The following is a 24,358-nucleotide window of genomic DNA, read 5'->3' as shown; positions in this document are numbered from 1 at the left end:
AAGGAGCGTTCCGACGAAGATCCGCGGCCCTCTCCGCTCGTCTCGCGGGAACCCCGTCTGACGACCGCTTACAGCCGCTCCACCTCCGGCGCCGCATGGCGGCCGGGGGACCGTCGATCACCGCGCCATCAGCAACACCCGAATCGTTCCCTTGCCAGTCTCGAGGGGCTCGAGCGCCTTGCCGACGATCGTTCCGGGGACGACTTCGAGCGCCCGCATCGCGTGGCCCGCCGTCGGCGAACTGACCAGCAGGTCGCCCGGGACGATCGCCCCGTATCCCGCGTCGACCCGTACCGAGGCGAATCCCGTCCCCAGCACGAGAACCTCGCCCGCGCCGTCTGCTCCCGCGGCGGCGATGCCGACGATCCCCGGATCCCCCATCGACGCGGCGACACGAAGCCCGCCCGCACGCCGCGGATCGAGCGCCAGCAGCATGCCCGCCTCGACCGCCCCCGAAACCGGCATCGGCACCGCCCCGGGAGGCACTGCGGAAGCCGCAGCCGCCGGCTCCCTCGCAACCTCCGCGACAACCAGGCCGACGGACGTTCGCCGCACCGGCGCCGCGAAACCGGGCGCCGGCGGGTTTTCGGCAGCGGCAGCCTCCGCCGCCGCGGGCTCGGCCCCCTCCGCAGGCGCGGCAAGCGGCTCCGGGGCGGAAATCCCATCGGTCGCCGGGTCGAACTCGTGGATCGCCGCGACCAGCGCCTGCGCCCGGGAGAGATCGAGCGCTCCGGCACGGTCCGGAAACGCCGCCGCCGTCATCGAACGGAACCGCTCGAGCGGCGTGTACGAGGCCAGTTCCGGCTGCTGGGCGACCAGCGCGCGGTAACCGGCCATCGACGGGATGGGAGCCTCCTCGCCGTCTCCCTTCGGCTGGACCACGGGGATCTCCTCGAAGCCGATCCGCAGACCGTGAACGATGTAGTCGAACGCGATCTCCGTGCACGAAGAATCGTCGCTGCCGACTTCGAGCACCTCCGTGCCGACGGACGTGGCGTGCAGGACGCAGGAGCGCCCGCGTGGAGTGAGCTGGACCGTCAGCCCCACGTCGGGATTGGTCACCCAGGAGAAGGTCTCGTCGAGTGGAATCCGGACTTTACCGGCGACCAGCCGCGCGCTGCCGCGGATGTACGTCCCCGCCTCGTTCCCCTCGAGGGAGGTGTAGACGATCTTCCGCTTCGGGTCGTGGGGGTGGTTCTGGACGAAGTTCTTCGCACCGTTGCCGAGGGTCGATGACGTCCCGATGCCTGCCTGCAGATACACACCGGAATCGAGATCGTCGAAGGAGCCACCCATCCCGTCGCCATAGGCCCGGATTCCACGGTGGCCGACGCCCACATACGCGTAACCACTGCCATCACTGTCCTTGAAGTAGCCTCCAGCCAGGATTCCATACGCCTCGATTCCAGTGTCGCCCGTTCCCACGTTCGCGTAACCGCTGTCGTCAATATCCTGGAAGTAGCCTCCAGCCATGTTTCCGTACGCCTCGATTCCAGTGTCGCCCGTTCCCACGTTCGCGTAACCGCTGCCGTCGCTGTCTTCGAAAAAGCCGCCCGCCTGGGTGCCCCACCCGTGGATTCCACGGTTGCCGACGCCGACGTCCGCCTGGCCGCTCCCGTCACTGTCCCAGAAGCGCCCCCCCACGCTCGTTCCCGAAGCGTCGATGCCCCGGTTGGCGATCGCGACCGAAGCCTCTCCCGACTGGTCGGTGTCCTTGAAATAGCCACCCGCCAACGCACCATAGGATTCGACTCCCCGGCTCCCGATCCCGACATACGAGTACCCGCTGCCGTCGGCGTCACGAAACCACCCGCCGGCCGTGTCGCCGGCCCCCTCGACGCCCACGTCGCCCTGGCCGGTCGCGTCGAGGACCAGCTTGCCCGCCTTGGTCTGGGGGGAAGCCGAGGTATCGAGAAAATCACCCACCGGACGACCGGCCAGCCGGCCCGCGTTGAGCGCCCAGCCGGCCGCGGCCACGGGAATCCGCGGCGCGAGCGTCTCAGCGCCTACCTGCACCTCGAGCCACACGTTCCCGTAGTCGCCGAACACCTGCGAGAGCGTCGTGTACGTCCCGGGGCCCGAGCCGTCGAGCACCTGCCCCGTGCCGAGCTGGACGCTGAACAGACCGCCCGACACCGTCACAGCCTGCGCATCCACCGCCAGATGCCGGTCGACCAGGATCTCGTCGCCGGCGACATCCGCACTCCAGAAGCGGAACACCATGTCATGGTCCCCGTCGAGAGGAGTGTCGGCGGCGTCCCGCAGGACGCCCTGGTAGTGCATCCGGTCCGGCGGACTCGCCGCCCATGCCGTACCGGCTGCAAAAAGCCCCAGAGTCAGAATCACGATGGCAGGAATCTTCACGGCAGGCTTGGATCGCATCATCACGGCAGCTCCTTTCATCACGGACAGGCGAGCCCGCCGCGGGGGGCCCCGCCGCTGTCGCTGCCCTTCGTTCCTTCTTCATCCAGGCGGTTTTCCGCCGTGACCAGATAGAAAAAACCTCCCCCCGACCCCGGCACGTCCGGATCCGTCGTCGTCGCTTCGGGCAGGTCCTGTCGCCAACAGGTCCCGTATCCGCCTCCCGAAAGAGCGGCGAGCGCATCGCGATACACGTTGTACACGCCCACCGACTTCTCCGCGTCCCACACCAGCGTCGTGCTGTCTGTCAGGCGCAGACCCGGCACCTCGCCGGGTGGCGGATACGCTCCCGCGAACGAGCCGTCGACCCGGAACGACGACGACACCAGCCCCGCCCGCACGGCCGCTTCCCCGAAACTGTCGAGGGAAATCCGGAAGCCCGCGGAACTCGCCGTCACCCCGTCGTCCGGACGACCGCCCAGGTTGACCACGTGCTCCTCGAGCCGGTAACTCGCGCTCTGCTGCGCCAAAACGGAAGGGACCGCCAGGAAAAGAAAGAAAAAAGCTGCAACGACCACACGCATGACGCCTCCCGGGCAAGGGGCGGGGATGCCATCTGGCTGATCATCCCCACGGGCGACTAACAAGCATCTCCCTGTTAGTTACGTCGCTTCCGGCCGCCACGCAAATCCGCTGCCGCAAGCGCGCCCCGATCTCCTGGCCGAGTACCCGGCACCTCCACCTCCTGCAAGGCACTCACGAAACAAGGTCGCTGAAACCGGCGGGGTGTTACACAGCAACGGCCGCCGGCAGGGTCAGGGTCCGAAGCCGCGACAGGGCGACCGCTATCCCCTACGCATCGATGCCTGCGCACGGGCTTCATGACAGCCGAGCGAGACTGGAGTCTCGGCTTCCTCCCCGATCCCGTGCCCCGCCCCCCGGCAAGGTCCTCCCGGAGTGAACAGCTCCGCCCGGCGAGGCGGCGGAGAGACCCGGCAACCTCCTCAGACGCGGGTATCCCTTCTCGAAACCTCCCTGACCGGCCGCCTGCCAGGAGCCGCCCGGGATCATCGACGGCCACCGCGATACAGGCATCGGGGTTGCCGAACCGCACGTCCTGGCCGCCAGAAGGAAACGCCGTTCCGGCCTTTCCTCGCTTCGCATCACGGCCCGCAGATGGCGGCACCGCGGGCTTTGCGGTGCCGCCACCTTCGACGGCGCTTCAGCATCGACCCTGAGCCTCGCCACCGCCGAGTGATCCCCAGGGGCCACACGGCGTGCCTGCGATGAGCGTCCGGTCCCCGCCGTGCACTCGGGGTGCGTCGCCCCCCGATACTCACGGCCAACTGCAAGCCTCCGACAGATCCTGGACGAAGCCACACGAACCGGCGTCGGGGCGCTCGGCCTGGGAGCTGTCGGTGCCATAGGATCCTTCGACCATGCCGTCGTCCGCGGCAATCACGAAAAAGAACGATTCCGCAAGGCCACTGAAGCTCGCCTCACCGCTCATGCCCACGCTGCACGACTCCCCGGTGTACGCGTAGTTCGCGACCTCGCGCAGCGGACCGTAATAGATGTTGTGGTCCACCGCGTTGCAGGCCGCAGAGTAGGACACCGTGAGCATCGAAGTGTCCGGATCATAGCCCGTGACTTTCAACAGTGGCATCCCGTTGCCGCAGCTCTCACCCGGGTTTGCCGGCGCTCCCGCCGGAAGCACCTCTCCGAAACGGCTGACGAAGGCATCGGAGGTCCCGCCGTTGTAAGTCTGATCGAACGCCCCCGACGTGGTGGGAAAGTCCGCCGAGCGTGTGTACCCCCCTACGTAACCTTCCCCGGCCGGATCGAGCACCACGGCGTAGGCCTGCTCCTCATCCGAGCCCCCCAGGTAACTGCCGAACTCCAGCATGGAAAGATCGGCAGAAAGAGTGGCCAGGAAGGCATCTGCCTTCCTGCTGCCGGGGGTGGCCCCGGCGTTGCACTGTCCGTCGGTGCCACAGCTTGCGTCCCCACCGTTCGCGGTGGTGGGAAAATCCGCAGAGATCGTCTCGCCCGCAACCACGATGCTCCCGTCCCCCCCCAGAGCCAGGCTGCGGATCGATTCATCGTTCGAGCCGCCGAGGTACGTCAGTGCTCTCGTGACGCTCAGATCGTACGAATAGACGGCCACGAAACCATCGGAGTGCGGCACGAGTGCCGGCCCCTCGGCGTCACAGGCCCCATCGGTGCCGCAGTCCTGATCGTAGGCCCCTTCGGTGGCCGGAAGGTTGTCTATGTAGGTCTGCCCGGCGCTGACCACCGAATCGCTGCCGACGATCTCCACAGCGTTGAAATAGGTTCGCGAACTCCCATTGCTCCCCCGGTTGTAACTCAGATAGGCCCGGCGGTCGGTCAAGTCCGCATCGAAGCGAGCCAGATAGCCCCTGGCCGTCGATTCCGCCGCATCCGCGATGAAGACGCTGCCATCGTGGCCCACCGCCACCCCGGCGACGGCATGGCCGCCGAGATAGGTCATCGCTTCGAGAGTGGACAGATCCGAAGAGATCCGGCCAGCGAATCCTTCGTAGGGACGGATACCGAACGAACCAGGCGGACAACACGCCGAGCGGTAGGCGCCCGGGGTGATCGGCAGGTCGGGGTTGTTCGTGCTACCGCCGAAGTAGATGCTCCCGTTGCCCAGGGCCATCGCGCGCGGGTGGTCATTGGGCGTGACGATCGCCGAGGCCACGAGAGTGGACAGGTCGGCGCTCAAGCGTGAGACGAAGCCGCCCCCCGCCATGTTCGAACCGTTATAAGTGTAGGCTCCGTCGGTCACCGGGAAGCCCCAGCCCGCCTTGCCCACGATCACCACCTCGTCCCCGTCGAGCGCCATCGCCCGCACCTGATCGCTGGATTCGGTGCCGAGAAAAGTCGAGGCGAGCACGGTGGACAGGTCGGTACTCATACGCGTCACGAAGCAGTCGGGAAAGTTGCTGGCGAGGGTCTCGTCATAGCCCATCACGATAGGAAAGTCCGGCGACTGGGTGGCCCCGGCGAGATAGATCGAATCCCCCGCATGGACCATCGCGTTGACGATGTCGTCGTCGTAGTTGCCCGGTGGACTGGGGTTCATGCCTCCGACGAAGGTGGAGCTGATCAAAGGATCGATCACCACCTCCAGGTCCGGCCGGTACTCACCGAGGGTGAAGCCATAGCCATCGTCCCCAAGGGTGTAGGCTACCTCCACAGACTCCCGCCGCCCCTCGATCTGCTGGTAGGCCACCGGGGCAGTGAAGAAAACCGCCCCCAGGCCGGTATGCAGCACCAACCGTCCCTCCGCATCCACAGCCAGTCCATGGACGCCTTCCACCGCGATGCGAATCCGCCTCGGATCCGCCCCGGGTGCCACCCGCAGCACCTTCTCGACGTTGCGACCACGAGCGAGGAGGGCAACGCGGATACCGGGAAAAAGCTCGCCCAGATCCACCTGCCGATAACTCGGCAGGCCCCGGTACCACTGTTCCGGATCCGGCCCCGTAAAGTGGCTGATCGGGATGTCAACCCTCTGCGCTCCCTGCGGCCTGGCTGGATTCCCACCCAGGAACACCTCCTTCAACGCCCAACCTCCGGCGCTCTCCGGCCCGGAAGCCCCGCCGGCGCGCGGCCCGCGAAGCGCATAGACCAGCTCTCCCGTATCAGTGACGAAGAGCGTGCCGGACGGCAGTCGGAGGTAGTAACGGACCGCCTCGTCGACCTGCCCATGGTTTTCGATGAAGGGAAGGTCTGCGGAAACCAGGGGCGACACTGCCGGAAAGCCCGCGGGAGACATCCCAGACACGGATACCCCCATGGCGCCGGGAAGCCACAGCGCGCCAATCAGACAGGATGTCAACAGGAAACGCGGAGTCAGGGTCATCTTTTCTCCAAAACCACCGTCTTCGGCGGTTCGACGAGGCATTTTGGCGCACCGACAACCCCGAAAGCATCACAGAAGAATCACGATTTCCGAACGGCTCGACCCCGCCCGGGAAGAAAGTGATGCATTGAATAGACATTCGAATTTACGGAGCTGCCGCCGGCACAGATCAAGAGATGGCCGGCAATCCACTCGCTCCGCCTCCTTCGACCCGACGATGGGACTGGTAAAGATGTGCCCCCCGGGTCGGGAGCTCCTTGTGAGCTTCCGTTGCTGCTCTTCCGCGACGGTGGCACCGCCGCGCTCCGGAAGCCGTGCCGGGGCCGGAGGTGAGCGTAGCGCACCCCGCCCGGCGGACGATGGTCGACGGAACACGGATCAGGCGAGCACGATCGCCCCACCCTCGAGGCGCACCACCACGTTGCCTCCGTGTTCGAGACGACCGAAGAGGATCTGCTCGGTCAACGGCTTCTTGATCGTCTCGTCGATCACCCGCGCCAGGGGCCGGGCCCCGAAGGCCGGGTCGTACCCCTTTTCCGCCAGGTGGGCTCGAGCCGGGTCGGTCAACTCGATGTTGACCTTGCGGTCTTTCAGTTGGCGCCGGAGTTCGTCGATGAACTTGTCGACGATGCGCCCCATGATTTCCGGAGTCAGGGGCTGGAAACCGACACGCGCATCGAGGCGGTTGCGGAACTCGGGGCTGAAGAGTCTTTCATAGGCCTGCTGATCGGCGCCGGCCGCCGTACCGCCGACGAAGCCCACCTGGCGCTGGGCCATCTCCCGCGCCCCCACGTTGGAACTCATCAGCAGGATCACCTGGCGAAAGTCGGCCTCCTTACCGTTGGTATCGGTCAGCGTGCCGTGATCCATGATCTGCAGCAGGATGTTGAACACTTCCGGGTGGGCCTTTTCCACCTCGTCGAGCAGCAGCACCGCGTGGGGCGACTGGGACACCGCCTCGGTGAGCAATCCGCCCCGGTCGTAGCCCACGTAGCCCGGAGGAGCACCCACCAGGCGCGAGACGCTGTGGCGCTCCATGTACTCGCTCATGTCGAAGCGCAAGAAGGCGATGCCCAATGCCTCGGCGAGCTGGCGCGCCAGCTCTGTCTTGCCCACACCCGTGGGACCGGTGAGCAGGAAGCTGCCGATAGGCTTCTCGGGCGAGCGCAACCCCGCCCGGGAGACCTTGATCGCCGCCACCAGAGTACCGATCGCCTCGTCCTGCCCGTAGATCACCGCCTTGAGCTGCTCTTCGAGATGCAACAGCCGCTCCCGGTCGCTGCCCCGAACCTTCTTCGGCGGTATCCGAGCCATGGCCGCCAGGGCCGCCTCGATCTCCCGGCTGCCCACCCGCTTGCCTCCCGCCAGGGAGACCTCCGCTCCCGCCTCGTCCATCAGGTCGATGGCCTTGTCGGGCAGCTTGTGATCCCGCAGGTGACGGGCCGCCAGCTCGGCGGCCTTGCTCAGGGCCGCGCGGGTGTAGGCCACGCCGTGGTGCTCTTCGTGGCGCTGCCTGAGACCCTGGAGAATCTTGACCGTCTCCTCGACGCTGGGCTCGTTGACCTCGATCTTCTGAAAACGCCGGGCCAGGGCGCGGTCCCGCTCGAAGTACTGGCGATACTCGCTCCAGGTCGTCGCCCCGATGCAGCGCAAGCGACCCGACTCGAGGGCCGGCTTGAGCAGGTTCGAAGCATCCACCGTACCCGTGCCCGTAGCCCCCGCACCCACCAACGTGTGAATCTCGTCGATGAAAAGAATCGCCCGTGGCCGCTCGGCAAGGGCCGCCAGCACGCCCTTCAGGCGCTCTTCGAAATCGCCCCGGTAGCGCGCGCCGGCCAGGGTCGCCCCCAGGTCGAGGCGATAGATGGTGGCGCCCTCGAGCTGGGCGGGCACCTCCCCCTGGGCGATCTTCAGCGCCAGCCCCTCCACCAGCGCGGTCTTGCCCACGCCGGGGTCGCCCACGTAGACCGGGTTGTTCTTCCGCCGCCGCTGCAAAACCCGCAGAGTGCGGGCGATCTCCCGGTCCCGGCCGATCAGGGGGTCGATGGCGCCCTGCCGGGCCAGTTCGGTCAACTCTGTGGTGAAGGCCTCGAGGGGATCTCCCGTGGGCCGCGGCCCCTCCTCCTCGCCGCCCGCCCCCACATGCCAGCCGAGCCCCGTCGGATCGATCTTCGACACCCCGTGGGCCAGGAATTGCACCACGTCCAGCTTGGTCACCCCGTGTTCTTCGAGCAGATACACCGCCCAGGAGTCCTCTTCGTCGTAGAGCGCCACCAGGGCGTTGACCGTGGTCACCTCGTCGAGACCCGCGCCCCGGGCGTGGGCGGTGGCCCGGGCCAACACCCGCCGCAGTCCGCGGGTGGGCAGGGGAGGCATCCGGCGCTCGCCTTCCTGGACCTCGACCTCCTCTGCCAGGTAGCGCTCGAGTTCCTTTTTCAGCCGTGTCACGTCCCCCCCGGCGTGGCGGACCGTACGGGCCACCTCCTCGTCCATCAGCAGGGCATGGAGCAGGTGTTCGGGGCCCGCAAAGCGATGGCCCCGTTCGCCGGCCTGGGCCAGGGCCACTGAAACGCAAATCTCGAGATCGGCAGAGAGCTTCATTCCGGCTCCATGGTGAGCTTGAGAGGAAAGCCTTCCTCGCGGGCGTGAACGGTGACCAGCTCGATCTTCGTCTCGGCCACGTCCCGAGTGTAGACCCCCGCCAGGCCCTTGCCCTTGCGGTGGACCTGGAGCATCACGTGGGTCGCCTCGGCGATGGACTTGTCGAAGTGCTCGACCAGCACATGCACCACGAAGTCCATGGTCGTGTAGTCGTCGTTGTGCAGCAGCACCTTCCACAGCCGCGGCCGGCGGGTGACCTGCCGGCTGCGGGTGGCCTGGTCTCCACCGGGACGATCCGTCGATCCGCCCATGGCGCCTATCCCTCGGTCAGTTCGGCCCGGGCTTCCGCCGCCGCCGGGCGCCCGGTCAGCAGCCGTCCCAGGGCCGCGGCGATGTCATCGAAAAACGTATAGAACAACGGCACCACCACCAGGGTCAAGGTCGTCGAAGAAAGCAGCCCGCCGACGAAGGTCTTGCCCAGGCTGGCGTAAGGGATGCCGACGAAATTCGCCTTGCCGAAGGCCATGGGCAACATGCCCATGATGGTCGTCAGGGCGGTCATCAGGATCGGTCGGAAACGCAGGCGACCCGCTTCGAGAATCGCCTGCTCCCGACCCATGCCCTGGCGGCGGAAGCGGCCGATCAGGTCCACCAGTACGATGCCGTTGTTGACCACCACCCCGGCCAGAAGAATCAGGCCGATGGCGGCCATCATGTCCAGCTTGGAGCTCGTGACCCACAGCAGCCAGAACACACCGATCCAGCTCAGCACGATCGACGGCATCACGGACAGGGGCAACAGAAAACTCTCGAAAAGAAAACCCATGATCAGGTAGATGAAGGCGAAAGACAGCAGGAGCGCCAGCATCATGTTGGAGTTTTCCTGCTTCTCCCAGCGTCGCGACGACCCCCAGCCCCACTCGTAGCCCCGGGGAAGAGCCAGGGAATCCATCACCTCCTGCACCTGGGCGCGCAGATCACCGACGTTCTCCCGGGTGGTGTTGAGCTTGATTCCCAGGGTCGTGCGGCGGTTCTTGCGCTGGATGTCACCGAAACCGCGGCTGATGGACAGCTCGGCCAGGGCATCGAGGGGAATGCGCCGGCCGGAAGCCGTGTGCAGGCGCAGGGCGGCCAGCTTGCCCACGCCCCGGCGATCTTCCTCCGGGTACTTGACGCTGATCTCGATCTCTTTCTCGCCGCTGCGGAAGCGGGGGAGCCGCTGCCCCCGCAGGGCCGCGGCCACGTTGCCCGAGACCACCTCGGGCTGCACGCCGTAGCGCAGCGCTTGCTCCCGGTTGATGCGGATGCGGACTTCCTCGAGGGCGTTCTCGAGGTCCGGCTCCACCGAGACCAGGCCTTCGAGACGGCGCAGGCGGCGCTCGGCTTCCTCGGCGATCCGGGCCAGGGTCGCCGTGTCCTCACCGTAGACCTCCACATTGATCGAGGCGTCGTTTCCCGAACCTCGTTGCCAGTTGACGTACATCTTCACGCCCGGTCGTTCGGGCACCACCGCCTTGAGCCCGGCAATCGCCTCCTCGACGGTGACGTCGCTTTCGCGGGTGTCCTTCAAAGTCACTCGCAGCATGCCCCGATTGTTCCAGAAACGTGTCTGCACGTGGCGGATCGCCAGGCGTTCCCGCTCCTTGGCGAAGAGTGCTTCGACCTCCCGGAACCAGCCGTCGGCCTGCTCGAGACCATAGCTGTTGGGCAGGTTGAAGAAGAAAGTGATCTGCCGGCCGCCCTGCTGGTGTCGGCCGCGCATGTCCACCTGGACCTGGCTCCAGGGCCACCAGGTCGCCCCCGCGGTGATCAGCACCACCACCAGGGCCAGGCCACGACGCTGGAGGGTCTGGCGCAGGGCGAAAAGGTAGAGGCGGTGCAGGGGCTCGACCAGGACCCGGTAGAGAGCCCCGACAGCCCGTTCCACCACGCTCTCCCGTCGAGAGGCCTCCTCCCGCACCAGGCGGGAGGCCGCCAGCGGGATGAACAGCAGGGCCACGAAGAGGGACGCGACGATCGCCACGAAGACCGGCAGGGAGAGCTTGGTGAGCATGAAGCGCATCATGCCCTCCCGGCTCATCAGCACCATCGGCAGGAATACCGCCACGGTGGTGATCGTCGCCATGGTCAGGGCCAGGGAGATCTCCGACGCTCCACGCAAGGCCGCCTCGCGTACGCTGAGCCCTTCACGGCGCAGACGGTCGATGTTCTCCACCACCACCACGGCGTTGTCCACCAGCATCCCGGTGCAGATGATCATCCCCATCATCGTGATCAGGTTGATACTCGCCCCGGCGAAATACATCACCACCAGCGCCGCCAACAGGCTGGTAGGAATGGCCAGCGTGATCAGCAGGGTCACCCGCAGGCGTCGCAGAAAAAGGTAGAGGATGATCAGGGCGAAGAAGGCGCCGATCAGACCCGTGTCCCGGAGCTGATCGATCGAGCCGCGAATCACCTCCCCCTGGTCGAAGAGGACATCGAAGCCGGCTCCGCCGGAGAGCTGGGGCTCGTCACGGAAAATCCGCTCCAGTTCTTCCCGCACCGCCCGACTGACCGCGACGGTGTTCGCCTCACTTTCCTTGTAGACCTCCACGATGGCCGCTTCCCGCCCGTCGAGGCGCGAACCCCGGTCCTTCTCCGGGTGGGCGTAGCGAACCCGGGCGATTTCCGAGAGCGTCAGGCCGTCGGCCCGAATCGGAATCCGGGCGATCTCGTCGGCACTGCGGAAGCGGGCCACCGAGCGCACCAGCAGCTTGTGTCCCCCGTCGTAGATCTCTCCCGAGGAGAGCGAAAAATTGGCCCGGCGCAAAGACGTCACCAGGTCGCGCATGGAGATGTTCTGGGCTTCCATCGCCTCCCGGTCGGGCTCGATGAAAATCTGCTTTTCTTCGACTCCCTCGAGATCCACCTGGGCCACACCCGCGACCCGCTCGAGGGGAGCGACGATGCGCCGGGTCAGCAGCCAGTGGGGGTCGTCGAGATCGTCGGGAAGCTTGACGCCGATGTTCATCACCGGCCGGCTGTTGGGGTTGTGGCGGCGGATGAACACCCGCTCGATGTCGTCGGGCCACTCGGTGGCTCGCAGGCGCTCGACCCGGTCGGCGACCTCGTTGTAGGTCTCCTCCATGTCGACCCAGTTCTCGAACTGCACCCAGCACATGGCCGAGTCGCCCGTCGCCCGGCAGGAGATCTCGTCCAGTCCGCGCACGGTGTAGAAGGCGTCTTCGAGGGGCCGGAGGATGCTCTCTTCGATTTCCGTGGGGTTGGCGCCGGGGTAGGGCACCCGCACCATCATGAAGGCCGGATCGAAGCCCGAAGGGGTGAGCTGCACGGGCAGCTTCAGCAAGGCCACCCCCCCCAGGAGCAACAACGCCAGCAGGAGCATCAGCACCGTCACGGGGCGGCTTATCGACAGACGCGGCAGCAGCGAAGAACTCACGAAAAGGCCTCCAGGTCCGCGAAATCAGCCCGCGGCCCGCTCCCAGTGTACCCATCCCGCTCCGATCCGGCCGGAGCGACGGACGGGCGGCTAGCGGGCCGAACGGGCGGACTCGAGGGCCGCGTAGGCGGTGGGAATCACCACCAGGGTCAGCACCGTACTCGACAGCAACCCGGCGATCACCGTCACGGCCATGGGCATGCGGATCTCCGCACCGTCTCCCAGGCCCAGGGCCATGGGCAACAGCCCCAGCACGGTGGTGGCGGTGGTCATCAGGATCGGGCGCAGGCGCACACTCCCCGCCCGCACCACCGCCTCCTCGAGCTCCTCTCCCCGGCCACGCAGGGTATTGACGTAGTCCACCAGCACGATGGCGTTGTTCACCACGATGCCCGCCAGCATGATCATGCCGAGGAAGACCACCACGGACAGCGGCACCGCCAGCAGCCCGAGAACCACCACCACGCCGAAGAGGGCCAGGGGCACCGTGATCATGATCAGCAGGGGGTGCAACATGGATTCGAACTGGATCGCCATCACCACGTAGACCAGGAAGATCGACAGGGCCAGGGCCATCCACAGCGAGCGGGTGCTGCGTTGCATCTCCTGCACCTGGCCCGCCAGCCGCCAGCTCGTGCCCTCGGGCCAGTCCAGGGCCGCCAGACGGCGACGGATCGCCTCGCTGGCCCCTCCCAGCCCCCCCTGCGCCAGGTTGGCGGACACCAGTGCCACTCGCCGCTGCCCCACCCGGCGGATATCGGCGGGCCCCGCCGCGATGCGAATGTCCGCCACGGCGGAAAGAGCGATGGGTACGGCATCACCCGGATTGACCACCAGGTTGCGGAGCTGGCGGACGGTGGCCCGGTCGCCTTCCTGGAGCCGTACCACCACGTCGATGCGCCGTTCTTGCTTGCGATACTCGGTGGCGCTGGACCCCTTGATCTTCGTCCGCACCAGGTCGGCCACTTCCCGCACGTCCAGGCCGAAGCGCACCAGGGCCTGCCGGTCGTAGGTGATCTGCACCTCGGGCGAACCCACCCGGGCGGTGGTCTTCACATCGGCGAGCTGGGGCAGGGCCTCCAGTTCCCGGCGCACCGAGTCGGCCAGCAGACGCAGCGTGTCCAGGTCGTAGGCCTCGATCTCCACCTCGACGGGAGTACGAAAAGTGAAGAGCACCGGGCGGGTGACCTTGGCCTCCAGGTCGGGAAGGTCGGCGAGCCGCTCGCGCAGATCCGCAATCACCGCCTCTTCCGCCCGGGCCGCGGAAAGCGACGAAGCGGCCACGTGCAGGGTCATCCGGGCGGTGTGCTCTCCCTCCTCCGGGGAGCTGTCTCCCTCTTCGGGATCGGCGCCCACCTTGAGCAGCACCCGGTCGACCCGGGGATCGCCCACCGCCCAATCCTCGACGGGGGTGATCGCCTCGAGAGTCTGCTCGACCGGCGTCCCCACGGGCAGGGTCACTTCCAGGGTGAACTCCCGCTGGTGCACCTCGGGCATCAGCTCCGAGTCCAGCCGTCCCACGCCCCATACGGTCGCCCCCAGGGCCAGCGCCGCCAGGGCCAGCACGGCCGGACGGTGGCGCAGGGAGGCGCGCAGCACCCGCGGGTAGAGCCTCTGCAGGCCGCCGAAGAGGAAATCGAAGAGGGCCAGGGCGGGCCAGAGCAGGATCTTCAGCACGCGGCCCACGCCCCGGCCCAGGCCCGAGACGACCAGGGCGCCCAGGGCGACGGCCCAGGCCAGCATCAGCCAGGCCCCTTCCACCGCCACCAGCAGCGGATCGGTGACCAGTCCGACCAGTGCGCCGCCCAGTCTTCCCGCCAGGCCTCCCGGCCCCCTCAGTCGCAGGGCGGCGTTGATCAGCACAGCCAGCGCCGCCGGCACGGCGAGCACCATCAGCACATCCCGAAAAGCGTTCGGCCAGGGCAGCGACAAACGTCCGCCGACCCGGACGAGCAGTAGGCCGAGCAAGGCCAGGGGCGGCAGGGCGCCGAGTCCGACAGCCACCCACCGCAGGCCGCCGCGGAGAGTGGGCGCCGACAGGGGCCCCAGGGAGCGGTAACGCAGGACCTCGCGGCCGCGCTCGAACAGACCGGCGACACGTACGCCCGAAGCCCTGTCTTCCTGCAGGCGAAACAGCCAGGCGCTCAGGGCGGGCACGAGGAAGACCGAGACCAGCAAGCTGGCCAGCAGGGCGAAGACCACCGTCAACGCCAGGTCGGTGAACACCTGTCCCGCCACGCCTTCCACGAAGACCATCGGAAAGAACACCGCCACGGTGGTCAGGGTCGAGGCCACCACCGCCGTACCCACCTCGGAGGTGCCGCGAATCACCGAACGGTGAATGCCGTCGCCTTCTTCCCGGCAGCGCGCGATGGACTCGACCACCACGATTCCCGAGTCCACCAGCATGCCGATACCCAGGGCCAGGCCGCCGAGCGACATGATGTTCAGTGATACGCCACCGAGGGACATCGGTGCGAAGGTGGCGGCCACCGAGACGGGAATCGCCAGGGCGATCACCCCTGTGATGTCCGCGCGCCTGAGAAAGAAGTAGAGCACGAACACCGCGAGCAGACCGCCGAGCAGGGCCGTGCTCTCCACCTCGCGCACCGAAGCCTCGATGAAGGTGCTGCGATCGGCCACCAGGTCGAGCTGCCAGCCCTCGGGGAGCCCGTCGCGCAGGCCCGGCTCACGGTCGCCGCCATCGAGGGCCGCGCGCACGGCGGCGGCCATCGCCACGATGTTGGCGTCGGCTTCCTTCTGGATTTCCAGCTCGATGGCCTCGCGGCGGTCGAGGCGCGTGATCACCTTCCGGTCCGCCCAGCCCGTGCGCACGGTACCCAGGTCCCCGAGACGGACCTCGCGTCCGCCCACCCGGGCCACCACCAGGTCGGCGATCTCCTCGAGGGAGAGAAACTCGCCGACCGTGCGCACCAGGTACTGGGTGTCCCCCTCCTTGATGTCGCCCCCGGCCAGGTTGACGTTCTCGGCCCGCAGGCGCTGGGCCACCTGTTGGATCGACAGACCCGTGCGGCGCAGGGCCTCTTCGGAGAGATCCACCGAGACCTGCTCTTCGAGACCGCCCAGTACCCGCACCGCCGCCACACCTTCGACCAGCTCCAGCCGGCGGCGCAGCTCCTGCTCGGCGAAGGTCCGTTGCCGCCGCAAACCGGCCGGGGTGTGGTCGTCCTCGCGCTCCGAACTGAGGGCCAGGCGGATCACCGGGTCGAGGGAAGGGTCGTAGCGCAGCAGCAGGGGCTTGGTGGCCTCCTCGGGCAGCAGCACCGTGTCCAGCCGCTCGGTGACCTCCTGCCAGGCCTGGCTCATGGAGGTCTCCCAGGTGAACTCCAGGGTCACGTCCGACAGGCCGGCGCGGGAGATGCTCGAGATGCGGGTCAGGCCCCCCACGACACCGAGCGCTTCTTCGAGGGGCCGGGTGAGGTTTTCCTCGACTTCCTGGGGCGCCGCGCCCTCGTACTGGGTGCGCACGGTCAGGGACGGATAGGAGATGTCCGGCATCAGCTCGAGGGGCAGCAGCCGGTAGCTGAAAAGCCCGAAGATCACCACCGCCAGGGTGACCATCAAAATCGCCACCGGGCGGTTGACCGTGACCTGGAAGAAATCCCCCCCGCCGGCCTCCGCTCCGCGCTTCGGGACGTTCACGGGGCGGCACCCTCCTCCGCGCGGGTGGCTTCCGGATCCGCATCCCCGGCCGGGAAGGGAATCGGCCGGCCCTGCTCGTCTTCGGCGACGACCTCCGAGCCGTCCTTGAGAGCCGATTGACCCACCAGGACGACCAGTTCCCCCGCCTCGAGCCCGGAGACCACCTCGGCCCGCAACTCGTCCTGGTAACCGATTTCGATGGCCCGGCGCCGGGCCTTGCCCGCCTCGACGACGAAGATGCCGGGCTGCTCGTCCTCGTAGACGATGGCTTTCTTGGGAATCACCACCACGTCCTCGTGACGGTCGAGAACCAGCCGCACGTTGGCGAACATCCCCGGGCGCAGGCGGGCCGACGTCCCCGGGTCCACGGTCACCCGCACCGTGCCGGACTGGCTGTCGACCACCGGCGCGATGCGCAGCACCCGGCCGGTGATCCGCGTTCCCGGCAAGGCCGGCGCGGAGAGCAGGGCCCTCTGGCCGACCCGGAGCTGGTCGAGATATTTCTCGGGCACAAAGACCGGCGCGACGATGGATGCCAGATCGACCAACCGGTAGACCGGGTCGTTCTGCCGCTTGAGCTGCCCGACCCGGATCATCCTCTCGGTGATCGTCCCGGTGATGGGGGAGACGATCCGCGTGCGCTCGAGTTCGAGAGCTTTCTGCCTCCAGTCGATTTCGGCCTGTTTGAGATCGAAACCCAGGCGGGTGAAGTCTTCCTCCGAGACCAGGTCCTGGCGGGCGAGCTGCTCGGAGCGGGCATAGTCCGCCCGCAGCCGCTCGAGCTGGGTGCGGGCCTTCTGCTCGGCCAGTTCGAGTTCCTCGTAGGCCAGGCGGGCCAGTTCCTGCCCGGCCTGGACCCGATCGCCCTCTTCCGCGAGAACCTCCACCACCACGCCGGTGGCCTGGCTGACCACCTCCACGCTCTCTTCGGCCTCGAGGGTCGAGGAGGCCTCGAGAAAAGCCTCCATGGTGTCGCGCCCCGCCGGGGCCAGGATCACCGGCACCCGGGCGGCCTGGCGCTTGCGGCCGGCCGGGCCGCGCCCGGGGCGTCCGCCCCCCATCCCCCGCCGGCCCCCTCCCGCACGCCGCTTGGATTCAGCCTGGGCCGAGGTCTTTCCCTGGGGGCCGTTCTCGCCCGAAGCCTTCCCCTGGCAGGCAGGAAGGGGCAGAAAAAAAGCGAAGGCGAGGAGGGACATCCAGACGCCCCTCCAGCCACGAACGGGACCGGTAGTCAGCACTTTCACGAGGGGCACGCCAGCCTCCTGGAACATCCCCGTACCGTCCGGGGACAAGCCGACATTACTCTACTCCGCGCCCTCGAACGCCGCCCACCGGTGGTTCGCCCCCCGCTACCGGTGGCACGGGGGGGGCGCGGAGGAGTAAGTTCGTAAGCGCTTGGTGGTGGAATCGAGGTGTGAGCAATGGGTTTAAAGCTGACCACAACCGCGGATTACGCTCTGCGAGCGATGATCCACATGGCCTTCCTCCCGGCCGAAGAGCCCGCCCTCAAGGACGCCGTCGCCAGGGCCTGCCATGTCCCGTCGAGCTTCATGGCCAAGATTCTTCGGCGCCTGGTGCGGGCCGGCCTCCTCTCTTCCACCCGCGGCGCCAAGGGCGGTTTCCGCCTGGCCCGCCCGGCGGGGGAGATCAGCGTGCTCGACGTGGTGACCGCCATCGAAGGGCCGCTGGCCGTCGCGCCCTGCTCTTCCTGCCCCTGCGATTGTCCCTGGTGCGGTGCCTGTCCCGCCGACGAAGTCTGGCGCGAAGCCCAGGCCAAGGTCGAGGAAGTGCTAAGGAGCCGGACCCTCGGGGACATGGTCGACAATCCTCGCCCCGGAACCAAGCACCTGGGCGAACGCATCTACGAGGTCTCCAACGGCGAGTGCAGGTGGGTCGGCAGCGGCCTGGCGCCAGCTCCCGCCGATGCCTTCTCCTGCCCGACGCCCAAGCCCCCGACCTCCAAATCCAGAAACGGCAAGTAGCCCGTCTCAGCCCGTGGCGCCCGGCGCGGCCCGGAGCTCCCGCCGCCAGCGGCGGGGCACGACCAGGCCAGAGAATCCGAGCAAGAGCAGACCACCGATCACGAAGCGGGCGAAGAACCACAAGGTCTGGACCTGCAGAGGATTCTCGGCGGCGCTCTTGTCCACCGGCAACAGGCTCAGCGCCGGATCTTCCCGGGGATGGACGATGCGCGGCTCGCCGACGAAGAGAACCCGTACGGTTCGACTGAGGGGATTGCCGTAAATCTCGGCCACGGGATCACCTGGGACATGGAGCGCCCGATTGATTGCGATGGTGGGAGTGTCGTAGGCAGCCATCATCAACACCTCCCGACCGGCGAAGCGATCGAGTGCACCGACAGCGAGGAAGATCAGCGCCGCTCCGCCGAATCCGACGACGAAGGTCAGCATGCGGAGATGGCCTTTGAATGTCTTCAACATGTTTCAGCTCCTGGGATGACTTTGGAAGAGGATCGCTTCGGCCTGGCGTGGGAGGACCCCGGTGGCCGGTCCGGCAGGGGGAACGGACGGGGGGCGGCACCGGGGCCCTCGCACACATGCCGGTCAGCGTGCGGCGGCAAACGCCAGGATGCGTACCTTCCAGGTGTCGTTGACGCGGGCCGCCGCCTTGCCGGGAATCTTGACGCCGTAGTCGGAGAGCTTGATCTCGAGAGGGACGAGCACCCTCAGCCAATCGCCCTTCTCGAGGCCCGCCTGCCTGGCCGCGGCCGCCGGAATGGGACGCACGTCCGCGGTGACTGAAACTTCACGCGATACACCGTGGAGGGTGAAGGTGCCGATGATCTCCCATTGCGTACCGGAAACTTGACGCGCGGAGCTGGAAACGAAAGAGATCACAGGATGACCCTTGGCGTCGAGCCACTTCTTCGAACGCAGGTGCTTGTCGCGCAAGTCGATGCCGGAACGCCGGGAAGCTACCGGAACCTCGGCCTCCACACGACCGGTACCCGCCTCGAGATCGGCGACGATCTGCCCGCTGAGCTTGTGGGTCGAGCCCAGAATGACCTCGAAGTCCGTGTTGGACTCGAAGGTGATGTTGGTTCTCTGGTCACTGATGCCGAACTTGTAGCTCTTCTCGGCCGCGGTCGTCACGCCCGGGGTCAGCGCGACGAGGGTGACCAGGAACAGTGCTTTCTTGACGATTCTCTTACCGGCGAAGGGGGAATTCGAAAGCATCGTGTCGATCTCCTGTTCTTTTTCGGCGAAAGTGCCGCTGGATGTTTCACGACCGGCGGTTCTGGATAGGGCCCGCGGCAGTCAGTGAGTGCGGCGAGACGGGTGTTCCTTACACGGTCCCTGGGAGATCGGGGAGCCGAGCGGGATAGAATGGCCGGGTCCGTGCTGAGCGCCGCGTACGGGCCCGGGTCTCCACGGGCCTTGGCAAACGCCCATTGGAGCGTTGTCGGGAATCATGCGGACCGACAGGGAAGCAGGACGATGAAGGACGAATCCATCGATACGCCCGATTTCGCGCGGCGCCTGAGGGCCGCAGACCGAGAAGCCTTTGAAGAAGTCGTCCGGCGCTACCTGCGGCAGGTGCACCGAACGGCTCGCGGCGCCGGTCTCGACTCCCGGCAGGCCTAGGATCTGACCCAGGCCACTTTCCTCACCTTCTTCGAAGCCGCCCCCCGCTTCGAGGGTCGCTCGACGGTGCGTACCTTTCTGCTGGGCATTCTCTACCGCAAGCTGCAGGAGGCTCGCCGCGGCTTCCACAAGGACCGGCGCCACGACGACATCGACGAGGTCATGGAACGACGTTTCGACGACAAGGGAGCCTGGCGCCAGCCGCCCCGCGCCGCAGATCGATCGCTCTACGACCGGGAAATCGTCGAACACACGGCCCGCTGCCTGGAGAAAGTCCCGCAGCGGCAGAAATTGGCCTTCCTGCTCCGGGAAGTGGAGGGACTTTCCACGCGCGAGACCTGTAACGCCCTCCAGGTCAGCGCCACTAACCTTGGTGTGATGCTCTACCGAGCCCGCAATCGCCTGCGGGAATGTCTCGAAAAGCAGGGCATTTTCGGAGCCACCTGATGCTGGACTGCCGCCACGTCACAACCATGATGGCCCAAGACGAAATCGAAGGTGCCCCGTGGCGCACGCGGCTGGCGGTTCGCATCCACCTGTTGCTCTGCCGCCACTGCCGCCAATACTCCCGTCAGCTCGCCGCCATCTCGTGGGCCGCCCGGCGGCTTGCCGGACGCCGGAGCGAAGACCTGGACGAACTGCAGCGCCGTATCCTCGACAAGCTCTGAAGCGCCGGGAAGGGCCGGCCCCGCACTGTCGACCGGCGCGTCTCAGTAGTTGATCACCAGGGACGCGGCGAAAATGGTGTCGGTATCGTCGAATTCGTAAAACACCGCCGGCGCCGTGGGATCGGCGGGATCGCTGAGCAGGATCATGACCGGGCTCTTGTCGTACTTGATGCTGTAGCCCACTTTCAGCGCGAGCTGCGAGGTCAAACTGGCGGTGACGCTGGCCTCGGCATTGACCCGAAGATCATCGGAATCGTCCATGTTCTGCAGCATTTCCAGCCTGGCGTCGAGGTGGGCGGTCGGACTGAGCTTGCGCGTATAGCCGATGAAGCCACGAACATTGATGTAGTCCGCACCATCGGGCAGGGTGCCGGAGACGTAACTCTCATCGACGTAGTTGGCACCCAGCTCGCCGCTGAGTTCCATGGTCGCGTCGCGGAAGATCAGGTAGCCCAACCCGCCACCGGCACTCACCCGGTTGTCGAGACCCGCGGGCTGGTTCCGCTCCCAGCCGCCCCCCGCGTACCAGAACAAACCGTCGCGGATCTGTCCGCGGTACTTGCCCTGCAACGCGTAATACTCGGCGTTGGTTTTCGAAATTTCGTCGACGAACAGGGTACCGCCCTCGTTGCGGGGAGTGCGGTCGGTCTGCTTGGCCTTCAAAAGCACCATGTCGAGGGTCAGCTCGCCGCCCGCGTAGGTCTTCTTGAAAGTGTCCTTGATCGAGAGCGTCGTGGTCTGGGAATTGCCTCCCGTGATCACCGCGGCGAACTCGGCCGTGTTGGTCCAGTCTTTCTCGGCGTCTTCGGCGCAGGCCGGGCCCGATCCCATGGCCAGTACGAACGACACGATCATGACCGCTAGCATCCGCTTCATCTTCACCTTCCTCGTTTCTGCGAACATCATCCGCAGCGCATCTTACCAGCAAGTGAGGCGGTCAGGTGAGCTGCCCCTGGCGCAGCAGGCGATTGAGCCGCCGAAAACGCGGATGACCGGCATCGCGCGCCCACTCGAAGCCCACCGACTCGTGGTTGGTCAACTGGGCGCCGGCCTGCTGCATCCGGTCGAGGGCGTGGCGGCGATACTCGGCTCCCCGGGAAGAGACGCACTCCCAACAAAGATGGACCTGGTGGCCGGATCGGAGCAGCTCGATGGTGGTCTGCATCACGCAGATATGCGCCTCGATCCCGGCCACTACGATCTGGCGCCGGGAAAGGTCGCCCCCCCCGAGCAGTTCGTCGACAGTCCGCTGGAAGCCGTCGTCGCCGCAACAGCCGAAACTCGTCTTGGCCAGGAAGCTCTTGGGGGTTTGCAGCGCGTCGAAGGTTTCACGGACAGCAGGGTGGGTCGGCCCCAGACCTTCGGGGTACTGCTCGGTGAGCAGCACGGGCACTTCGAAGATCTCCGCGATTTGCATCAACCGACGGGTCGCGGCGACGACCAGGTCCGGCCTTTCGATCATCTCCATCAGCTTGCCCTGGAGATCGATCACCAGCAGCAGGCTGCGGGAAGCGTCGAGCAGCTCGACCGGCATCTCAGGCGTCCTCCGAGCTTTCCGGAGAACGCGGCGCGATGTGCAGCCGACGCCGGTAGCCGCTGCCGGTGGAATAAGTACGAACGCCTTCCACCTCGGCCAGAGCCAGGTGGATCAGCCGGCGCTCGTAGGGCCCCATCGGGGGCATCTTGCGGGTCTTGCCCGTCCGGACGACCTCTTCCGCCGCGGCGCGGGCCTGTTCGAGCAGAACCTCTTCCTGCTTGGCCCGGTAGTCACCGGCATCGAAGGAAACGCGCCCGGGAATCCGTCCATCCCGGTGGAGAATGCGGTTGGCGAGATACTGGAAGCTCTCGAGCCCCTCGGCGTTTTCCTCGAGCAGCAGGGAGACATCACCGCCACTCATGCGCACCCGCAGACCCACACCGTTCTCCACGATCTCTTCCACGTAGAGCCTCAGGTCCAGACCCATGACCAGGCTGTTGACCAGCTTCTCGAGAATCTGGCGCACGTCGCTGACATCCGCGTCGGGAAGCAGGGGGGGCTGTTCGAATTCTTCCCCGTCTCTTTCTTCCCGCCGGGGACGGCGCTCCGTCCGGCCTCGACGCTCACGCCGGTAGCCCTCGTCACCGGACGGCTCCGGACGAGGCCGGGCTCCGGGCTGCTTCCAGGCCTCGATCTCGACCAGCGCAGATCCGGGCTCGGCCACTTCCCCCACGCCCGCCTTGCGGATCACCTCGTAGCCGAGATCCTGACGCGCCACACCGAAGTGACGACGCGCCGCGGCCACCGCCTCGGAGACATCCCTGCCTTCGAACCTGAGTCTCTCGTCGCTCATCGGAACCTCGCGTTTTCGATCGTCGTTCTCACTCCGTCGCCCGCTCGGCATGGCGGTTGATCAACACTTGCTGGCCGATACCCAGGACGTTGTTCACCAGCCAGTAGAGCACCAGGCCGCTGGGCAGTCGGAGGAAGAAGAAGGTGAACATGATGGGCATCATCAACATCATGCGCTGCTGGCTTTTCTGCTGAGGGTCCTCGGTCTTCGTCAGCGTCAGCAGTTGCTGGCCGAGCATGGTCACGCCCATGACCAGGGGAGTCACCAGGTAGGGATCCGGCGCTGAAAGGTCGTGAATCCAGCCAAAGAAGGGCGCTCCACGCAGCTCGGTGGCCGCGCTCAACACCGTGTACATGGCGTAGAGCACCGGCAACTGGAGGAGCATCGGCATGCAGCCCGTCAGCGAGGCCATCGGATTGACCCCTTCCCGGCTGTAGAGAGCCATCATCTCCTCATTCATCTTGCGCCGCGCTTCCATGTCCCTCTTGTCGCGGTACTTCTCCTTGATCTTCCTCACCTTCGGTTGCAGCTTGGCCATCTGCTGCTGGGTGCGGCGCATGTTGACCATCGACTTCTGGGTCAATGGATAGAAGATCACCTTAATGACGATGGTGATGATGATGATGGCCAGCCCCCAGTTGCCCACACCCCTCTCCAGCCAGGCCAGGGCGAAGTAGAGCGGCCGGGCCAGAAAGCCGAAAAAGCCCCAGTTCACCAGGCTGGTCAGATCGACACCGAGCCTCTTGTCGAGGGTCTTGAGAAGGTGATCTTCCTTCGGCCCGCCGAAGATCACGACCTCCCGGGCCCCCGTGGCCAGAGCCAGGTTCTGCTCTTCAGCGCTTTCTCCCAGACCGGTCAGATCATAGCGCCGCACCATCCCGACGCCCGGCTGCCGCGGAACCATCGCGACCGCGAAGTGCTGGGCGTCGAGAGCCAGCCAGCGGGGAGCCAGGGCAGCCGGCCAACTGATGTCGGCGTCGACCTTACCCGGGGAGTAGCGTTCGATACCCGATGTCAGCGCGGCGATCGCACGGCCCCGGTAGGCGTAACGATTCTTCTCGTCGCCCGGGTTCGCACGGGAGATCCCCGGACCCCAGCAAATCACGGCATCGTCGAGCGAACGCCCCTGCCGGCGTACGTCCCATTTCAACCACGCGAGGAAACCGCCGTCGTCGGGGATGTAGAGAGTCTTGTCCACCTCGAGTCCCGCCCCGTCGGCCCAGCGGAATGCCACGCGGCGGGTGCCCTCCGGCAGGCCGAAAGCCTCGCGCTCATCGTCATCCGCCGCCCCCTCCGAGACCTGGTACCAGGCTTCATTGATCGTCTTTTCGAGGTCCTTGTCGGATACCTCGACATAGAGGGGATCGTGGTCGAGAGCGCGGGCCTGGGGCGAGACCAGGTCCACGGGGCGACCGTCGGCAGACCCCGGAAGCTGCTCGTAGTCCAGCAGCTTCCAGGACAACAACCGCCCTCCGCGGGCGGAAAAGACGATCTGCCGGCTGCTGGTGAAGACTTCGACGTTGGCCTGGCCGGAGGTGCCTTCGATCTTTTCCCAACGGCCGGCATCAGCCACCGCGTCGGGATTTTTGTCGGCATCAGCCGCCGCAACTGGCTCCTGCCGCGAAGCGGCCGGATCAGCCGGCCCCTGATCCTGCGCCGCCGCGGCTCCTGCTTCCATCCCAGTGGGCGGCGGCAGGGTTCCGGGCTGGGGCCCGAACAGGTAGGCCCAGGCCATCATCACGGCAATGGACAGTCCCACAGCCGCCAGGGTACGAAACGTGGTCTCTCGATCCATT

The 24,358-nt window shown here is 66.7% G+C and carries 18 protein-coding genes; 4 read left to right on the top strand and 14 right to left on the bottom strand.

Annotated features, from left to right (window positions below; translation table 11 throughout):
• Nucleotides 1–117: 117 nt before the first annotated feature.
• From Q9Q40_05780 to Q9Q40_05745, 8 genes are all read right to left on the bottom strand, one after another.
• Nucleotides 118–2,385 carry a hypothetical protein gene (locus tag Q9Q40_05780; protein ID MDQ7006721.1) on the bottom strand — a complete coding sequence of 756 codons (2,268 nt, stop codon included), beginning with the start codon at nucleotides 2,383–2,385 and terminating at the stop codon, nucleotides 118–120.
• Between the two features lie 17 nt (nucleotides 2,386–2,402).
• Nucleotides 2,403–2,945 carry a hypothetical protein gene (locus tag Q9Q40_05775; protein MDQ7006720.1) on the bottom strand — a complete coding sequence of 181 codons (543 nt, stop codon included), beginning with the start codon at nucleotides 2,943–2,945 and terminating at the stop codon, nucleotides 2,403–2,405.
• 752 nt (nucleotides 2,946–3,697) lie between these two features.
• Nucleotides 3,698–6,253 (bottom strand): hypothetical protein, encoded by a 2,556-nt coding sequence (locus Q9Q40_05770; GenBank protein ID MDQ7006719.1) that lies wholly within the window; start codon nucleotides 6,251–6,253, stop codon nucleotides 3,698–3,700.
• Nucleotides 6,254–6,631: 378 nt separating this feature from the next.
• A complete protein-coding gene (clpA, locus tag Q9Q40_05765) occupies nucleotides 6,632–8,854 on the bottom strand; it encodes an ATP-dependent Clp protease ATP-binding subunit ClpA (protein ID MDQ7006718.1) in 2,223 nt (740 codons plus the stop codon).
• Entirely contained in the window at nucleotides 8,851–9,165 is a 315-nt protein-coding gene (gene clpS, locus Q9Q40_05760) for an ATP-dependent Clp protease adapter ClpS (GenBank protein MDQ7006717.1), read from the bottom strand. Before clpS ends, clpA begins: the two co-directional genes overlap by 4 nt.
• Nucleotides 9,166–9,170: 5 nt before the next feature.
• The gene (locus Q9Q40_05755; protein ID MDQ7006716.1) at nucleotides 9,171–12,296 is read right to left on the bottom strand and encodes an efflux RND transporter permease subunit; all 3,126 of its coding nucleotides are present in this window, start codon (nucleotides 12,294–12,296) and stop codon (nucleotides 9,171–9,173) included.
• A 90-nt stretch (nucleotides 12,297–12,386) separates the two neighbouring features.
• On the bottom strand, nucleotides 12,387–15,959 hold the full coding sequence (locus Q9Q40_05750; GenBank protein ID MDQ7006715.1) for an efflux RND transporter permease subunit: 3,573 nt from the start codon (nucleotides 15,957–15,959) through the stop codon (nucleotides 12,387–12,389).
• Nucleotides 15,956–17,212: an efflux RND transporter periplasmic adaptor subunit gene (locus tag Q9Q40_05745; GenBank protein MDQ7006714.1), complete on the bottom strand. Its 1,257-nt coding sequence runs from the start codon at nucleotides 17,210–17,212 to the stop codon at nucleotides 15,956–15,958. Before Q9Q40_05745 ends, Q9Q40_05750 begins: the two co-directional genes overlap by 4 nt.
• A gap of 168 nt (nucleotides 17,213–17,380) precedes the next feature.
• Between Q9Q40_05745 and Q9Q40_05740 the strand changes: the two genes are divergently transcribed.
• Nucleotides 17,381–17,941: an Rrf2 family transcriptional regulator gene (locus Q9Q40_05740; GenBank protein ID MDQ7006713.1), complete on the top strand. Its 561-nt coding sequence runs from the start codon at nucleotides 17,381–17,383 to the stop codon at nucleotides 17,939–17,941.
• A gap of 6 nt (nucleotides 17,942–17,947) precedes the next feature.
• On the opposite strand, the gene Q9Q40_05735 is transcribed toward Q9Q40_05740, so the two are convergent.
• Both Q9Q40_05735 and Q9Q40_05730 read right to left on the bottom strand, forming a co-directional pair.
• Nucleotides 17,948–18,400, bottom strand: a complete 453-nt coding sequence (locus Q9Q40_05735) for a hypothetical protein (protein MDQ7006712.1) — start codon at nucleotides 18,398–18,400, stop codon at nucleotides 17,948–17,950.
• Between the two features lie 123 nt (nucleotides 18,401–18,523).
• Nucleotides 18,524–19,156, bottom strand: coding sequence for a YceI family protein (locus tag Q9Q40_05730; protein ID MDQ7006711.1), 633 nt, complete (start codon nucleotides 19,154–19,156; stop codon nucleotides 18,524–18,526).
• A gap of 261 nt (nucleotides 19,157–19,417) precedes the next feature.
• On the opposite strand from Q9Q40_05730, the gene Q9Q40_05725 reads away from it, so the two are divergent.
• From Q9Q40_05725 to Q9Q40_05715, 3 genes are read left to right on the top strand one after another with little or no spacing between them, the layout of a single operon-like run.
• A complete protein-coding gene (locus Q9Q40_05725; protein MDQ7006710.1) occupies nucleotides 19,418–19,564 on the top strand; it encodes a hypothetical protein in 147 nt (48 codons plus the stop codon).
• A 3-nt stretch (nucleotides 19,565–19,567) separates the two neighbouring features.
• On the top strand, nucleotides 19,568–20,011 hold the full coding sequence (locus Q9Q40_05720) for a sigma-70 family RNA polymerase sigma factor (GenBank protein ID MDQ7006709.1): 444 nt from the start codon (nucleotides 19,568–19,570) through the stop codon (nucleotides 20,009–20,011).
• Entirely contained in the window at nucleotides 20,011–20,232 is a 222-nt protein-coding gene (locus Q9Q40_05715; protein MDQ7006708.1) for a zf-HC2 domain-containing protein, read from the top strand. Before Q9Q40_05720 ends, Q9Q40_05715 begins: the two co-directional genes overlap by 1 nt.
• A 42-nt stretch (nucleotides 20,233–20,274) precedes the next feature.
• On the opposite strand, the gene Q9Q40_05710 is transcribed toward Q9Q40_05715, so the two are convergent.
• The 4 genes from Q9Q40_05710 to yidC all read right to left on the bottom strand — a co-directional run bounded on the left by Q9Q40_05710 (nucleotide 20,275) and on the right by yidC (nucleotide 24,357).
• On the bottom strand, nucleotides 20,275–21,108 hold the full coding sequence (locus Q9Q40_05710) for a DUF481 domain-containing protein (protein ID MDQ7006707.1): 834 nt from the start codon (nucleotides 21,106–21,108) through the stop codon (nucleotides 20,275–20,277).
• Between the two features lie 61 nt (nucleotides 21,109–21,169).
• Nucleotides 21,170–21,766: an isochorismatase family protein gene (locus tag Q9Q40_05705; protein MDQ7006706.1), complete on the bottom strand. Its 597-nt coding sequence runs from the start codon at nucleotides 21,764–21,766 to the stop codon at nucleotides 21,170–21,172.
• 1 nt (nucleotide 21,767) lies between these two features.
• On the bottom strand, nucleotides 21,768–22,562 hold the full coding sequence (locus Q9Q40_05700; protein ID MDQ7006705.1) for a R3H domain-containing nucleic acid-binding protein: 795 nt from the start codon (nucleotides 22,560–22,562) through the stop codon (nucleotides 21,768–21,770).
• A 28-nt stretch (nucleotides 22,563–22,590) separates the two neighbouring features.
• Entirely contained in the window at nucleotides 22,591–24,357 is a 1,767-nt protein-coding gene (yidC, locus tag Q9Q40_05695) for a membrane protein insertase YidC (GenBank protein ID MDQ7006704.1), read from the bottom strand.
• Nucleotide 24,358: the final 1 nt, after the last annotated feature.

The sequence above is a fragment of the Acidobacteriota bacterium genome (assembly GCA_030949985.1).
GTDB lineage: Bacteria > Acidobacteriota > Polarisedimenticolia > J045 > J045 > JALTMS01.
The sequence above is the reverse complement of the archived record's forward strand: the minus strand, read 5'-3'. Positions and strand labels throughout refer to the sequence as shown.

Coding starts and splice junctions, on each gene's coding strand:
- Q9Q40_05780 (MDQ7006721.1), bottom strand. CDS start 2,385: ATGATGCGATCCAAGCCTGCCGTGAAGATTCCTGCCATCGTGATTCTG.
- Q9Q40_05710 (MDQ7006707.1), bottom strand. CDS start 21,108: ATGAAGCGGATGCTAGCGGTCATGATCGTGTCGTTCGTACTGGCCATG.
- Q9Q40_05725 (MDQ7006710.1), top strand. CDS start 19,418: ATGAAGGACGAATCCATCGATACGCCCGATTTCGCGCGGCGCCTGAGG.
- Q9Q40_05770 (MDQ7006719.1), bottom strand. CDS start 6,253: ATGACCCTGACTCCGCGTTTCCTGTTGACATCCTGTCTGATTGGCGCG.
- Q9Q40_05735 (MDQ7006712.1), bottom strand. CDS start 18,400: ATGTTGAAGACATTCAAAGGCCATCTCCGCATGCTGACCTTCGTCGTC.
- Q9Q40_05715 (MDQ7006708.1), top strand. CDS start 20,011: ATGCTGGACTGCCGCCACGTCACAACCATGATGGCCCAAGACGAAATC.
- Q9Q40_05700 (MDQ7006705.1), bottom strand. CDS start 22,562: ATGAGCGACGAGAGACTCAGGTTCGAAGGCAGGGATGTCTCCGAGGCG.
- Q9Q40_05740 (MDQ7006713.1), top strand. CDS start 17,381: ATGGGTTTAAAGCTGACCACAACCGCGGATTACGCTCTGCGAGCGATG.
- clpA (MDQ7006718.1), bottom strand. CDS start 8,854: ATGAAGCTCTCTGCCGATCTCGAGATTTGCGTTTCAGTGGCCCTGGCC.
- Q9Q40_05775 (MDQ7006720.1), bottom strand. CDS start 2,945: ATGCGTGTGGTCGTTGCAGCTTTTTTCTTTCTTTTCCTGGCGGTCCCT.
- Q9Q40_05730 (MDQ7006711.1), bottom strand. CDS start 19,156: ATGCTTTCGAATTCCCCCTTCGCCGGTAAGAGAATCGTCAAGAAAGCA.
- Q9Q40_05705 (MDQ7006706.1), bottom strand. CDS start 21,766: ATGCCGGTCGAGCTGCTCGACGCTTCCCGCAGCCTGCTGCTGGTGATC.
- clpS (MDQ7006717.1), bottom strand. CDS start 9,165: ATGGGCGGATCGACGGATCGTCCCGGTGGAGACCAGGCCACCCGCAGC.
- yidC (MDQ7006704.1), bottom strand. CDS start 24,357: ATGGATCGAGAGACCACGTTTCGTACCCTGGCGGCTGTGGGACTGTCC.